Annotated in this window: 12 protein-coding genes; 7 read left to right on the plus strand and 5 right to left on the minus strand. The window is 47.7% G+C overall.

Annotated elements, in window-relative coordinates; all coding sequences use genetic code 11:
• Nucleotides 1–9 precede the first annotated feature (9 nt).
• Nucleotides 10–588 (minus strand): electron transport complex subunit RsxA, encoded by a 579-nt coding sequence (gene rsxA / locus AELLOGFF_RS03020; protein WP_159267279.1) that lies wholly within the window; start codon nt 586–588, stop codon nt 10–12.
• A 171-nt stretch (nt 589–759) separates the two neighbouring features.
• A complete protein-coding gene (metG, locus tag AELLOGFF_RS03025; RefSeq protein ID WP_159267280.1) occupies nt 760–2,784 on the minus strand; it encodes a methionine--tRNA ligase in 2,025 nt (674 codons plus the stop codon).
• A 182-nt stretch (nt 2,785–2,966) separates the two neighbouring features.
• On the opposite strand from metG, the gene apbC reads away from it, so the two are divergent.
• Complete coding sequence (gene apbC / locus AELLOGFF_RS03030) at nt 2,967–4,064, plus strand: iron-sulfur cluster carrier protein ApbC (protein WP_159267281.1); 1,098 nt, start codon at nt 2,967–2,969, stop codon at nt 4,062–4,064.
• A 54-nt stretch (nt 4,065–4,118) separates the two neighbouring features.
• A complete protein-coding gene (gene dcd / locus AELLOGFF_RS03035) occupies nt 4,119–4,685 on the plus strand; it encodes a dCTP deaminase (RefSeq protein ID WP_159267282.1) in 567 nt (188 codons plus the stop codon).
• Nucleotides 4,686–4,699: 14 nt separating this feature from the next.
• On the opposite strand, the gene AELLOGFF_RS03040 is transcribed toward dcd, so the two are convergent.
• Genes AELLOGFF_RS03040 through purM form a run of 3 tightly spaced genes read right to left on the minus strand, consistent with a single transcriptional unit; the run spans nt 4,700 to nt 7,167 of the window.
• On the minus strand, nt 4,700–5,509 hold the full coding sequence (locus AELLOGFF_RS03040; RefSeq protein WP_159267283.1) for a DUF3108 domain-containing protein: 810 nt from the start codon (nt 5,507–5,509) through the stop codon (nt 4,700–4,702).
• The gene (gene purN, locus AELLOGFF_RS03045; protein ID WP_159267284.1) at nt 5,463–6,113 is read right to left on the minus strand and encodes a phosphoribosylglycinamide formyltransferase; all 651 of its coding nucleotides are present in this window, start codon (nt 6,111–6,113) and stop codon (nt 5,463–5,465) included. The genes AELLOGFF_RS03040 and purN overlap by 47 nt, the downstream gene beginning before the upstream one ends.
• A gap of 4 nt (nt 6,114–6,117) precedes the next feature.
• On the minus strand, nt 6,118–7,167 hold the full coding sequence (gene purM / locus AELLOGFF_RS03050; protein ID WP_159267285.1) for a phosphoribosylformylglycinamidine cyclo-ligase: 1,050 nt from the start codon (nt 7,165–7,167) through the stop codon (nt 6,118–6,120).
• 152 nt (nt 7,168–7,319) lie between these two features.
• Here purM and AELLOGFF_RS03055 point away from each other — a divergent pair, with 152 nt between their 5' ends.
• The 5 genes from AELLOGFF_RS03055 (at nt 7,320) to AELLOGFF_RS03075 (ending at nt 14,018) form a co-directional block, all read left to right on the plus strand.
• The gene (locus AELLOGFF_RS03055) at nt 7,320–8,393 is read left to right on the plus strand and encodes a DUF2066 domain-containing protein (protein WP_159267286.1); all 1,074 of its coding nucleotides are present in this window, start codon (nt 7,320–7,322) and stop codon (nt 8,391–8,393) included.
• On the plus strand, nt 8,390–9,478 hold the full coding sequence (locus AELLOGFF_RS03060; protein ID WP_159267287.1) for an AI-2E family transporter: 1,089 nt from the start codon (nt 8,390–8,392) through the stop codon (nt 9,476–9,478). Before AELLOGFF_RS03055 ends, AELLOGFF_RS03060 begins: the two co-directional genes overlap by 4 nt.
• A complete protein-coding gene (gene hda, locus AELLOGFF_RS03065) occupies nt 9,478–10,173 on the plus strand; it encodes a DnaA regulatory inactivator Hda (RefSeq protein WP_159267288.1) in 696 nt (231 codons plus the stop codon). The genes AELLOGFF_RS03060 and hda overlap by 1 nt, the downstream gene beginning before the upstream one ends.
• A 259-nt stretch (nt 10,174–10,432) precedes the next feature.
• Nucleotides 10,433–11,548 (plus strand): OmpA family protein, encoded by a 1,116-nt coding sequence (locus AELLOGFF_RS03070; RefSeq protein ID WP_159267289.1) that lies wholly within the window; start codon nt 10,433–10,435, stop codon nt 11,546–11,548.
• Between the two features lie 286 nt (nt 11,549–11,834).
• A complete protein-coding gene (locus tag AELLOGFF_RS03075; RefSeq protein ID WP_159267290.1) occupies nt 11,835–14,018 on the plus strand; it encodes a molybdopterin oxidoreductase family protein in 2,184 nt (727 codons plus the stop codon).
• The last annotated feature ends 50 nt before the right edge of the window (nt 14,019–14,068 follow it).

Genomic DNA, 14,068 nt, shown 5'->3' on the forward strand with positions numbered 1-14,068 from the left:
TGTTCTAGCCTATACCAACCCAGCAAAGCCCATAAAGGCAAGTGACATTAAACCGGCGGTAATCATACCGACGGCTGGGCCTTTAAAGGGTTCGGGAACATCGGCGGCGGTGATTCGCTCGCGCATAGCGGCGAATAAAACCAATACCATGGAAAAGCCCGCAGCGGCACCAAAACCATACAGGGTTGATTCCACAAAGCTGTGATCTTTGTTGATATTGAGTAAGGCGACACCGAGTACGGCGCAGTTGGTGGTGATGAGCGGCAAGAACACGCCCAATACTTTGTACAGCATTGGGCTGGTTTTACGGACAACCATTTCCGTAAATTGAACGACGACGGCGATAACTAGAATAAAAGTGATAGTGCGCAGATATTCCAAGCCTAGTGGAATAAGCAACCATTCGTAGGTTAGCCAGCTGCATATTGAAGCAAGCGTGAGAACAAAAGTGGTTGCACTGGACATGCCGATTGCAGTTTCGAGCTTATTGGACACGCCCATGAAAGGGCACAGGCCAAGGAACTGCACCAGTACGAAGTTGTTAACCAAAATGGCACTGATCAACAAGAGCGAATAATCTGCTAACACAATTTTAAGCCTCACCTTGGTGTTGTAGTGCGATCACTATTCTGGCTTGGCAATACGGTGTAAAGCGGGCCAGATCGTCATTATCGGGCGATCTTAGTTTATTTCGATCAAGCGTTCAATTTAAAAAGTGGTAATGCTGTCAGGCCGCTATGGCTAAGCGGCCAGTAGTAATTACTGAATTTTCATCCCTGCTTTTGCGCCACTATCAGGGCTGAGCAACCAGATTTCTTGGTCGCCGGGGCCGGCGGCAAGCACCATGCCCTCAGATAAGCCGAAGCGCATTTTTCGCGCTTCGAGATTTGCGACCATGACGGTAAGTTTGCCTACCAATTGCTCGGCATTATACGCAGTTTTAATGCCCGCAAAGACTTGCCGGTTTCCTAACTCTCCCAAACTGAGGCTGAGCTTTAATAATTTATCTGCACCTTCTACCGCTTCTGCGGCGACGATTTCGGCGACTCGAAGATCAATCTTAGCAAAGTCGGGGTAGGCTATTGTGTCGGCTATACCCGAATTTTTGTCTTTTGCCGCCTTTTTTGGTTTTGCGGCAACTTTGGGGGTATTGTCGCTACTTTCTTCAACCATAGCGGCAACTTTGTCACCGTCTACTCGGCTCATCATTGCCTTGAAGGGCTTAATGTCGTGGTTGTGCAGTGGTAAAAATTCACCCTGCCATGTGATGGGGTGGTTTAAGAAATGTTCGGCTTGCTTGGCTAGCTCGGGAAGTACTGGCGATAGGTATGTTATGAGCACGCGGAACAGATCAATACACTGTGACGACACCGCTGCGGCTATCGCAATAGTATCGTCAGATTTTGCGAGTTTCCAAGGTTCACATGCATCAAAATATTCGTTGGTCGCATCGGCTAGGGCCATGATTTCGCGCACGGCCTTGCTGTATTCCCTTTGCTCATAAAAGGCTGCAATGGTGGCGCTTGCGCCGGTTACTTGCTGCCATAAGTCGGCGTTGTGCTGTGATTCACTGAGTTTTCCATCATTACCTTTGTGGACAAATTTAGCGCTGCGACTGGCGATGTTGACCAGCTTGCCAACTAGGTCAGAGTTCACCCGATTAACGAAATCCTCTAAATTAAGGTCAATATCGTCAACAGCCCCTGAGAGCTTAGCGGCGAAGTAATAGCGCAGGTATTCTGCCGGCAGATGTTTTAAGTACGTTTCTGCCTTAATGAAGGTGCCGCGAGATTTGGACATTTTTTTGCCGTTAACGGTTAAAAAACCGTGGGCATAAATGGCTGTTGGTTGACGGAAGCCCGCTGAATCCAACATCGCAGGCCAAAATAGGCCATGGAAGTTGATGATGTCTTTACCGATAAAGTGGTAGAGCTCTGTTTTTGAATCGCGGCCCCAGTATTCATTAAAGTCACGGCCGTTACGTTCACACCAGTTTGCACAGCTCGCCATATAACCGATGGGGGCATCTAACCATACATAGAAGAATTTCCCCGGTGCGTCTGGGATTTCAAACCCGAAGTACGGTGCATCGCGAGAAATATCCCAACTTTGTAAGCCCGCATCTAGCCATTCACGCAGTTTGTTGGCGATTTGGGGCTGTAGCGAGCCGCTGCCGGTCCAGTTACGGAGTAGGTTTTCAAAGTCGCCAAGTTTAAAAAAGTAGTGTGTGGAGCTTTTTTCTATTGGTGTGGCGCCGGAGATGGCTGAGCGTGGATTTATCAACTCTGCGGGGGTGTAAGTGGCGCCACAAACCTCGCAGTTGTCGCCGTATTGATCATCGGCCTTGCACTTAGGGCATGTGCCCTTGATATAGCGATCGGCTAGAAATAGGTTTTTTTCAGGATCGAATAGTTGAGTAACATCGCGGCGCTCAATGTGGCCGTTGGCTTCTAGGCGGCGGTATATTTCTTCCGAATAATGTTTGCACTCCGGAGAATGGGTGGAGTGGTAGTTGTCAAACTGAATGTGGAATCCAGCTAGGTCGCGTTCGTGCTCGGCTTTTACGCGGGCAATTTGCTCTTCTGGGGTAATGCCTAGCTTTTCTGCCGTTAGCATTATGGCTGTGCCATGGGCGTCATCTGCACATAAATAGATGCAATCATTGCCACGCAACTTCTGATAACGCACCCAAATATCGGTTTGGATGGACTCAAGTAAGTGACCAAGATGTAGAGGCCCGTTGGCATAGGGCAGGGCGCTGGTGACCAGAATCTTGCGCGACATGATGTTCCTTGTTTGAGCGTATTGGCTGCGGCGGTTGTTTCGCTGCGGCAGGTTGGATTCAAAGGCGCGAGATTATAGCGTTTTTGGCGCTCTGGCGCATCTGTCACGCGTTGTTCGATGTGAGTGTGGCGCGTATACTCGCCGGCTAATTGAATATTTATTGATGATGAGGGTACAAGGATATGTCGCTTGGGCTGGAAACCAGAGTTCGTGAACAACTGCTGGCGGTGGTGCTGCCCGGTCTGTCTGCACCGCTGGTAGAGCTCGCAGATATTATTTCCTTAAATATTGACGGTGGCCGTATTGCGGCTGTGGTTGAGCTAAGTTTTCCCGCAAAAAGTGCCCAGCAAGCGTATGAGAATGCGCTCGTTGAGGTGCTGCAGAGTATGGCAGGCGTTGAATCAGTTAACGTACAGCTTAGTTGGAAAATAAAACCTTTTGCCGCACAACAAAATATTAAGAGCATGGAAAATGTCCGCAATATTATTGCAGTGGCATCAGGTAAGGGCGGGGTGGGTAAATCAACCACCTCGGTGAACTTGGCCTTGGCCTTAGCGGCAGAAGGTGCTCGCGTGGGGCTCTTGGATGCGGATATCTATGGGCCCAGTGTTCAGATGATGCTGGGTGTCCCTCAGGGGCAGCGTCCAAAACAGTATGGCACACACTATTTATTGCCCGTTGAGGCTCACGGTGTGCAGTCTATGTCTATGGGGTATTTGGTCACGGAAGAGACACCCATGGTGTGGCGCGGTCCGATGGCGACAGGTGCTTTGCAGCAGTTATTGAACCAAACATATTGGCAGGACTTGGATTATCTTATTATCGATATGCCACCGGGTACGGGGGATATCCAGTTAACACTGTCGCAGAAAGTACCTGTGTCGGGAGCAGTCGTGGTGACCACGCCGCAAGACATTGCGCTTTTAGATGCCAAAAAAGGCGTAGAGATGTTTCGCAAAGTGTCTGTGCCGGTGTTGGGTATTGTAGAAAACATGGCAGTGCATATCTGCAGTGAGTGTGGTCATCAGGAACATGTCTTTGGCCAGGGTGGTGGCGAGCGTATGGCGACAACATATAATGTGCCAATGTTGGGTGCGCTACCACTGTCTTTGCAGATTCGCGAACAAGCGGATTGTGGTCAGCCGGTTGTAGCTGCTGATCCTAACGGGAGTGCGGCTAGCTTATATCGAGATGTTGCGATAGGTATGACGGTTGAGCTTGCTAGGCGTCAGCGCTTACAAAGTAATACTTTCCCGAATATCTCGATTAGTAATGATTAGTGGGTTTTGTGATTGTTTAACATAATTTTATACGTTGCCGCATAAGGGGATGGAATGAGTATTAAGGCCGATAAGTGGATTCGCCGTATGGCTGAGAGTGAGGGAATGATTGAGCCCTTTGAGCCAGGGCAGATTCGTACCCGCGACGACGCCAAAATTATTTCTTATGGCACCTCCAGTTACGGTTACGACGTAAGGTGTTCGAATGAGTTTAAGGTGTTTACGAATACGTATTCGGCAACGGTAGATCCTAAGGCTTTTGACGAAAGAAGTTTTGTTGATATTACGGCAGATTATTGCATTATTCCGCCTAACTCTTTTGCGCTAGCGCGTACCGTTGAGTATTTTCGCATTCCACGTAGTGTGCTTACCATGTGCTTGGGGAAATCTACCTACGCCCGCTGTGGGATTATTGTGAATGTCACGCCTTTAGAGCCTGAGTGGGAGGGGCATGTGACATTAGAGTTTTCGAATACAACGACCTTGCCGGCAAAAATTTATGCTAATGAAGGTGTGGCACAAATGTTGTTTTTTGAGTCTGATGAAATATGCGATGTGAGCTATAAAGATCGTGGTGGCAAGTACCAAGGGCAAACCGGTGTCACCCTGCCTAAAACTTAAGCAGTTTAGCGTAGCTATAGACCCTTGACGGTATTGCCGTCGAGGGTGGCTTTAATCAGATCTAGTTTGTAAACCTCGTCATCTTCTCGTTGTTCTAGTTTTACAATGATGTAATTCCAGTCTTTTGCTAACCAAATAGTGGTTTCACTGCTGCTGCCTGCGCGGGAGCGTAGCAATTTCACGGTGCGCAGCTTCCCCGCTTCGCTGCTAATGGTTTCTTCACCCAATTCTTTTACGGTATAGGTTTTGTGTTTACCACGATTAACAACCGTCAGACTCATTTCATCTTTGAGGCGGTTGTTAATAATCGCTTCCCTCATTTTAAGTTGGCCGCTGAGCTGGTCAAAGGTGTCGTCACTAATGTCTGATGACCAAGGCTTACGATATTTACTGTCGCTGGCAGAATGGGTTGACCAGTCAAAATTAATAAACTGGTCCTGCTTACTGCTCATATTGTTCTCGTATTCGTAGTGCAGTGGGCGTATGCCCTCAGCGGAATTTTCTATAAGGCTTTCTTCTTTTACTTTAATGAACAAGAGTTTGGCGTGTTGGGATAGCAGCCAATTGTCACCTTGTTTGCTGAGTGTGCGGGTTGCATTGGTGCTTAAGCTATTGCTGCTGATTTTATATTCTGCACTGTAAGGGAGAATCGCGGCAGTTTGTTCTGCGTGTTGATTGGGTGGTGGCGTAATTGCGGAGTTGTTTAAGTTGGTGTTAATGCTGTTATCAATAGCAAACGTTGGGCTGTGGAGGGCAAGCATGAGACAGGCAGACAGGCTAATCTTGCTGAAATAATACGCCACTTTCGGGTAGTTCTTTGTCATCAAGCACCGCCTTTGAATTTTGTAAACTCAAACGTCCTTCCGCGAACCATTGCGCGGCTAGGGGATAGATTGTGTGTTCTTTGGACAAGACCCGTGCTGAAAGGGTTGCAGTATCATCACCATTAAATATCGGTATTTTTGCCTGAATTATGGCGGGCCCGCCGTCTAGCTCCTCGGTAACAAAGTGAACAGTGGCTCCGGCTTCGCTGTCACCGGCGTCAAGGGCTCGCTGGTGTGTGTTTAGGCCGGGGTATTTTGGCAGGAGTGAGGGGTGGATGTTTATTAATCTGCCTAAATAGTGGCGGACAAACTCTGGAGTGAGGATGCGCATAAATCCAGCAAGAATAATTAGGTCAGCATTGTAGCTGTCGATTTGATTTTGTAGGGCGGTATCAAATTCGTGTCGGCTGGCAAATTTTTTGTGGTCAATACAGGCAGTTGGAATGCCGGCTTGTTGGGCACGGACAAGACCAAAGGCATCGGCTTTGTTGCTGATAACGGCGCTAATTATTGTATTTGGTAGTGTCTTGTTATTGCAGGCATCAATAAATGCCTGCAAGTTGGAGCCACTACCAGATAGAAGGACTACCAGCTTGCAGGGCATAAATTTATAGGCCTTCAATAACGACTTTTGGTTCGTCTTCCCCTGCAGCCTCAATACTACCAATCAACATGGCGGTTTCGCCCTGCTGGTTAAGCATATCAATAACGCCTTCAGTGTCATCGGCTGCGACGGCCAGTACCATGCCAATGCCGCAATTAAATGTGCGGTACATTTCTCGGGCTTCGACATTGCCTTGTTCTTGTAGCCAGTTGAATATGGCGGGGCGGTCCCAGCTGTTGCCGTCGATTACTGCTTTGGTATTACGGGGCAGTACTCGTGGGATGTTCTCTAACAGGCCGCCACCGGTAATGTGGGCAAGCGCATTGACCCGATATTGTTTAATCGCACGCAAGACTGGTTTAATGTAAATTTTTGTGGGTGCCAGCAATGTTTCGCCCAAGGTGCTGTCGCCAAAAACTTGGTCGAGCTTGGCACCGCTATGTTCAATGATTTTGCGAACCAATGAATAGCCGTTGGAGTGCGGGCCGGATGAGGTGACGCCGATAAGCTGGTCACCTATGCGGACAGAGCTGCCATCGATGATATCGGCTTTTTCTACCACGCCCACGCAGAATCCGGCCAGATCGTAATCATCGCCTTCATACATGCCTGGCATTTCAGCAGTTTCGCCACCGACTAGGGCGCAGCCGGCTTGCTCACAGCCATTGCCAATACCGCTAACCACATTGGCGGCAATATCGACATTTAACGCGCCAGTAGCATAGTAATCGAGGAAAAATAAAGGCTCTGCACCGGTAACGAGTAGATCGTTGACGCACATGGCGACCAGGTCGATGCCGATGGTGTCGTGAATACCGACTTCCATCGCCAGTTTTAGCTTGGTGCCGACACCATCGGTGCCAGAAACTAAAACAGGCTCTTTGTAGCCAGTGGGAATTTGGCAGAGTGCACCAAATCCACCAAGGCCACTCATGACCTCGGCGCGACGTGTGCGTTTTGCCACATCTTTGATGCGTTCTACTAGGGCGTCACCGGCATCGATGTCTACGCCGGCGTCTTTGTAACTTAAGCTTGGCTTACTGGTGTCAGTCATAATTGTTGGCTGTCCTCTAAGAGGGCGCTATTCTAGCTTGAATGAGAGTTTAATTCAGCAGCAAAAAGGTGACTTTTTGCCACTAGTCACGACGAGCACATGGTGGCTTGCTACAATAGCTGCTCGCAGCATGAAAAAAGGACGTATATAAAGTGAGGCAAATTATTCGGGCGCTGGCATCAGTATTTGCTGTTCTGACGGCGTTGTCTGGTCAGGCAGCGGTTGTTAGTAATTTATATGATGAGCAGCTTCTGGTTGAATCCCAGTCTCGTACGGCACTGAAACAGGGTGCCGGATTGGCCTTGGAGCAGGTTTTTGTGCGGGTTTCTGGGCGTCGTCAAGTTGCTGATAACCCTGTTGTGGCTGAAGCTCTTGCCGCTCCAGAGCCATTTATGACCCAGTATCGCTACCAGCGAAGTAAAAATGATGAGGGTGAAGATGAGTTGATGTTGAAGCTGAGCTTTTCGCCGCGGCAGGTAAACGCCACATTGCAGTCTGCCGGTTTGCCAATTTGGTCAGCAAATCGTCCTGCGGTTTTAGTGTGGCTAGTGGCAGATACTATCGAGGGACGGAAGTTTGTGGGTGCCGATGCAGATGCCGAGCTTTTAACCGCTTTGCATAGTGAGGCTCAGCGGCGGGGTGTTGTCGTCCAAATGCCTTTATTTGATTTGGCTGATTCTGCTAGCTTGAGTGTTAAGCAGGCTTGGGAAATGTCCGTCGATGATATACAGCAGGCTTCTAGCCGCTATTCCACGCCGTTTATTTTGATGGGAAGGGTTTCGCAATTTTCGACAGGACAGTGGATTGGGAGTTGGGTGTTGTTGCAGGGGGCTGAGTCGCTTCGCTTGGATAGTGAGGGCCTAACCGCGACAGATGTTTTGGCTGCGCCCATCGATTACCTGGCGGATATGCAGGCGGCAACCTATTCGGTTTCAGCTGGAGCGGGGAGTAGTGCCAATACGACTATTCATGTGTCTGGTGTAAATAGTTTTGCAAGCTATGCGAGTTTAGTGACCTACCTTGAGGGTTTGGCGGTTATCCAGCACGCTAACACAGTCTGGTTAAATAAAGATGAGCTGATCTTAGAGTTAGTACTCAATGATGACATGGAAAAAGTGCGTCGATTTTTAACCCTCGATGGGCGCTTACTTGAGAGTGCGAATGTAAGCCAAAGCTTGCCTGTGTCGGTGCGAGGTTATTATAAGTGGACAGGGCGAAATCAGTGATTTCTATATCCAAGCCCGTATGGGGGCTACTTGCAGCGATTGCTGTTATTTTAGTCCTACATTTATTGTCGCCAATACTGATGCCGTTTTTGTTGGCAGCGGTGCTAGCTTATATTGGCGACCCGCTGGCCGATCGGCTAGAAGCGCGAGGGATGGGTAGAACTGCAGCTGTTGTTACGGTGTTTGTGCTGCTAACGGTATTTGCTGTACTGGCGCTATTAATAACGGTACCTCTATTGATTGAACAGATTCAATTATTAATTGAGCGAATTTATGATGGCCTGGCATGGATTCAAGAGACAGGTTTGCCCACCTTGAGGCAATATCTTGATTTGCCAGAGCAATCTAAGCCAATGGAGGCCGCGAAGGATGCCCTGAGTGAACACTGGGAAAGTGCAGGAGGGATTCTTTTTTATTTATGGGAAAAGGTCACTGGTTCCAGTTTGGCGTTATTAACTTGGGTGGCTAATGCGACATTGGTGCCTGTGGTCACATTTTATTTGCTGCGGGACTGGGATGTGCTTATGGCGGCGATTCGCAATTTATTACCGCGTTCAGTAGAGGCGCAAACTGTTGTTATAGCACGGCAATGTGATGAAATCTTGGGAGCATTTGCGCGCGGGCAGTTGCTGGTAATGATGGCGCTTGCATTAATATATACAGTGGGGCTCTGGTTTGTTGGGCTCGATCTCGCCTTGGTTTTAGGCTTGGTTGCCGGATTGGCGAGTATCGTCCCGTATTTGGGGGTGATTGTCGGTATTTCTGCTGCTGGTTTAGCCGCATTTTTCCAGTTCGACAGCGTGTGGCTATTAGTTGGGGTGGCGGCGGTGTTTGGCGTTGGTCAGGCGCTTGAGTCAATGATATTAACGCCAATGTTGGTGGGTGAGAAAATTGGTTTACACCCGGTTGTGGTTATTTTTGCCATACTAGTTGGTGGGCAGCTGTTCGGCTTTGTTGGGATATTACTCGCATTGCCTGTTGCTGCAGTAATAAAAGTAATGATTAATCATCTACATGACTATTATAAACGTAGTGAGCTTTATGAGGATAAATGTGAAGCGGCTAAACCAGAAGCTCCTGAGTAATGATTAGCCCTCAATTGCCATTGGCCTTAAAACTTGATGCAGATGCGACCTTTAGTAATTTTTATACACCCGAACATCATGGTTTGCTAGTTTCTCAGCTTCAGCAGCAGGCAATTGGTGTGGGAGATAAGTGGGTTTATTTGCATGGTGTGGGTGGCCGAAGCCACCTGTTACAGGCGTGTTGCCATCTTGCTGAGGAAGCTGGTCGGTATGCTCGTTATATTCCCTTAGCAGAGTTGGTTGATTTTGACCCAGAGGCGATGTTGGAGGGGGCTGAGCATTTAGATTTGCTGTGCCTTGATGATATTCAGTTGATTGCTGGCCATGAGCAGTGGGAAAGAGCTATTTTTAATTGTTACAACAGAATGTTAAGTACTGATGCGCGCTTGCTGATTTCAGCTTCGGTAGCAGTTTCGCAATTAGACGTTAATTTGCGGGACTTACAGTCTCGTTTGCAGAGTTTAAGTAGTTATAGATTGTCGGAGTTAAGTGAGCCTGAGCGAATGGCAGCGTTGCAGTATAAGGCAAAAACACGGGGTATCATTATATCTGATGCCGTGGCTGAGTATATTTATACTCGTTGTAAGCGTGACGCAAAGAGTTTGTTTGATTTGTTAAATGTGTTGGATAGGCTGAGTCTTGTCGAACAGCGAAAACTGACAATCCCGTTTGTAAAACAGGCGATGGATTGGTGAATTTAGCGTAAATAATTGTGAATAAGGGTAATTACAGCTATTTTTAGGCTGAAGGAGGGAACTCACTTGAGATTGCACCCTCTTAGCCGCTGAAATCATTGCTAAAACGTTTTTTTTAATTGCTCAGTGCAATTACTGATTGGCTTGGTAAAATTACACAAAATCAGACGTGCAAGCAGTGGTGCTCGTGTTATTCTGGTGTTATGACGTGCTCACACGGCATAGTTAAGGAAGTTTTAAAAAAATTAGGGGGAGAGTTATGCGTAAAGTCCTATTAAGTGCTGCAATTACTGCAGCGATGTGTCCGTCATTGGCATCTGCTGCTGAAGATGGAAAATGGTATCTAAACCCAGCAATTGGTTACATGGTTTTCGATGGAGATCGTGACCTTGATCCTACTGCAGTTGGTATCGTTGGTGCTGAATACAAGCTTGATCAAGACTGGGGCGTCGAAGCCCGTGCTTTTTACAGCGATGCTGAGCATTACCGTGGCAACAGCAATCTAGATCAAGAAGTTCTTGGTGCTAGCCTTGATGTTCTGCGCTATTTTGGCGGAGAGTCAAAATTAACGCCATACATGGCTGGTGGTATCGGCTTGGTTGATGCCAATCCTGCTACTGGAGCATATAACGCACAAACCCAGTTAAATGCCGGTGGTGGTGTTCGTTATGCGTTGGATGATGCTTGGTCAGTACGTACTGATGCGCGTTATATCTATGGTACCGACAACGAAACAGCAGATGGTATTGTGTCTGTAGGTATAAGCTATGCCTTTGGTGGTAGTGCTGCTGCTCCAGCTCCTATGCCTGCTCCTGCGCCAGTTACTGGTGATGCAGATGCTGATGGTGTTGAAGATGGTGTGGATCAATGCTCTGGTACACCAGCAGGTGTTGCGGTTGATGCGAAAGGTTGTGCGCTAGATAAAGACGGAGACGGCGTACCAAACTTCCGTGATAAATGCCCAAATACACCAGCGGGTCGTCAAGTAGACAAGTTTGGTTGTAAATTTGTGCTTAAGCACACTGAGAGCATCAAGTTAGAAATTAACTTTGCTAATAACTCTGATGCGATTCCTGCGGCTTATGCTGCTGAGCTGAAAAAAGTTGCTGACTTTATGAATAAGTTTGGCAGCACAGCAACAGTGGTTGAAGGTCATGCGGATAGCAATGGTGCTGCAGCTTATAACAAGCAGCTTTCTCAGCGTCGTGCTGATGCCGTTCGTAATGCATTGATCCGCGATTATGGTATCGCTGCAAATCGTTTGAGCGCAGTTGGCTACGGTGAAGAGCGTCCAATTGCTGATAACAAAACATCAGCTGGTCGTGCTGCAAACCGTCGTGTTATTGCGGTTGTACCGGTTGAAGTTGTTGAGTAACGTTTGATTCATATAGTGAATCTGTGAAGGGGCCTTATGGCCCCTTTTTTGTTGTATTGAATGCTTGTTTTCTTCCTGCATTAATTGCCTTGGCCTTCCCTCTTCTCCTACGTTTTAGCTTACTGTCGGCAGCTTTTCGGCATTAACTCCTTAGTGGCACGGTTCTTGTAGATTATCTCGTATTGGTGTCATAAATAGTGGTTTTTCACCATTATGGTGCGCTTGTTGACGGCTTTCTGGTGAGGGCTTGGTCCAGATTGGTGCGATCAGCAAAGGGGAGGAATAAATGATATTTGGCCGTAAAAAACGTAAGCCAATTACGATTGTTGATAAAAAAGTAGTAGATTGGAAATACGCTGTGTGTGGCTATTGCTCTACTGGTTGCTCTATTGAAGTTGGCTTAAATTCAGAGGGAAAGCCGGTAGCAAGCAGAGGTAAAGGGAATGCCCCTGTTAACCAGGGGAAACTGTGCATCAAGGGTATTTTTGAGCACGAGTTAAGTGGAACCGCTGGTCGTGGCACGGAGCCGTTAGTTCGCAATAAAATTTACGATAGCTTTCAGCCTGCAAGCTGGGATGTGGCGCTTGATAAAACAGCCGCAGAATTCATGCGTATCCAAGAAAAATATGGGCGCGATAGCGTAGCGGTTGTTTCCACTGGACAGCTTCTTACGGAAGAGTTTTATACGCTAGGTAAGTTGGTGCGTGGCGTACTAGGCACCAATAATTATGACGGTAATACGACTCTGTGTATGGCGTCGGCGGTGTCTGGTTATAAGCGATCATTTGGGGCTGATGGCCCGCCGGGTTGCTATGACGATTTTGAAAGTACTCACTGTCTTTTGGCATTTGGTTCAAACTTGCCAGAACAACACCCTATTATTTACTGGCGACTTAAAGAAGCCTTAGAAAAACGTAAGTTTCCACTAATTGTCATTGACCCACGGGTCACCATGTTTGCGCAATTTGCAGACATACACCTTCCTATTACGCCAGGTACTGATCTCGTACTTCTTAATGCTTTTGCTCATGTCATTTTGGCTGAGGGGCTGCAGGACGAATCATATATTGCGGCGCACTGTAACGGTTTTGATGAATTTAAGGCGACAGTGGCAAAATACGACCCCGTTACGGCGTCACGTATTTGTGGTATCGATGCCGATATGATTAAGAATGTAGCGCGAATCTATGCTAAAGCCCCCTCTGCAATGAGTATTTGGACAATGGGGATTAATCAAAGTACGCATGGCACCGATGGTGTGTGTGGCATCAATAATTTAAATTTAATTACCGGCAATATTGGCATACCCGGTGGCACCAGCCTGTCAATCACCGGACAGTGCAACGCCATGGGAACACGAGAGTGGTCTTCATGTTCTGGTTTGCCCGGCTACCGGATGCTTGAAAAGCAAGAGCACAGGGATGAGGTAGCTAAGTTTTGGGGTGTGGATGAGGCGTTTTTCCCTGCTAAGCGTGGATTACAGCAAACCGATATTTTCCCTGCCATTGAGTCTGGAGAGATCAAGGCACTTTGGATCGTGGCAACAAACCCATTAACGTCTATGCCTAATCAGCCACGCATAAAGAAAGCATTAGAAAAGCTGGAATTCATGGTTGTGCAAGACGGTTATAAAGATTGCGAAACGGTCAATTTTGCCCACGTTTACTTACCGGGCGCACTTTGGGGGGAGAAAGAAGGCGTACAAACCAATACCGAGCGCAGAGTGAATTTGGTACGCAAATTTGTTGAACCACCAGGGCAGGCTAAACCAGATCACTGGGTATTTAGCGAGCTTGCAAAACGGTTTGAGCGTGGCCGTGCAATGAGTTTCCCAGAAACCTCGTCAGACATTTTTGATGAAATGAAATCCCTTTCCAAAGGTGATAAACGTAATTTAGATATATCAGGCATGAGTCACGATTTAATTGAGGCGCAACGTGGTATCCAGTGGCCCATGAGAGAGGGCGAAGAGACTGGTAATCCTCGATTATACAGTGATGGCGTATATCCAACGCCCAACGGCAAAGCTAATTTGCTGGCTATGGATTATATCGAAGATAACGAAGTGCCTAATAAGAGTTATCCGTTTTGGTTAAATAGTGGCCGTGTTGTTGAGCATTTTCATACCCGGACAAAAACAGGAAAAATTGGCAATTTAAATAAGTTTAGCCCCACGCCGTATATGGAGATGAACCCAGATTCAGCGCGTGAACAAGGTGTTAAACATCAAAGCTATGTGCGATTAGTCTCCAAGCGGGGTGATGCCGTGGTCATGGTGCAGCTCACCCAGCGCGTACCTCACAATATGGTGTTTATTCCAATGCACTATCACGATTGTGTGAATCGCTTATCGCTGGGCTTGTTAGATCCATATTCGCGCCAGCCTGCATTTAAGCAGTGTGCGGTGCGAATTGAACAGATTGATCAACAAGAGGCGGCTCGGCTTAATGTGGAGCGCCGCGCGTTCTGAGCCTTTATATCGCTGCCAGGGTCGGCAGCGCCTTAACTGAATATATTCGA

This window comes from Zhongshania aliphaticivorans (assembly GCF_902705875.1).
Taxonomy (GTDB): domain Bacteria; phylum Pseudomonadota; class Gammaproteobacteria; order Pseudomonadales; family Spongiibacteraceae; genus Spongiibacter; species Spongiibacter aliphaticivorans_A.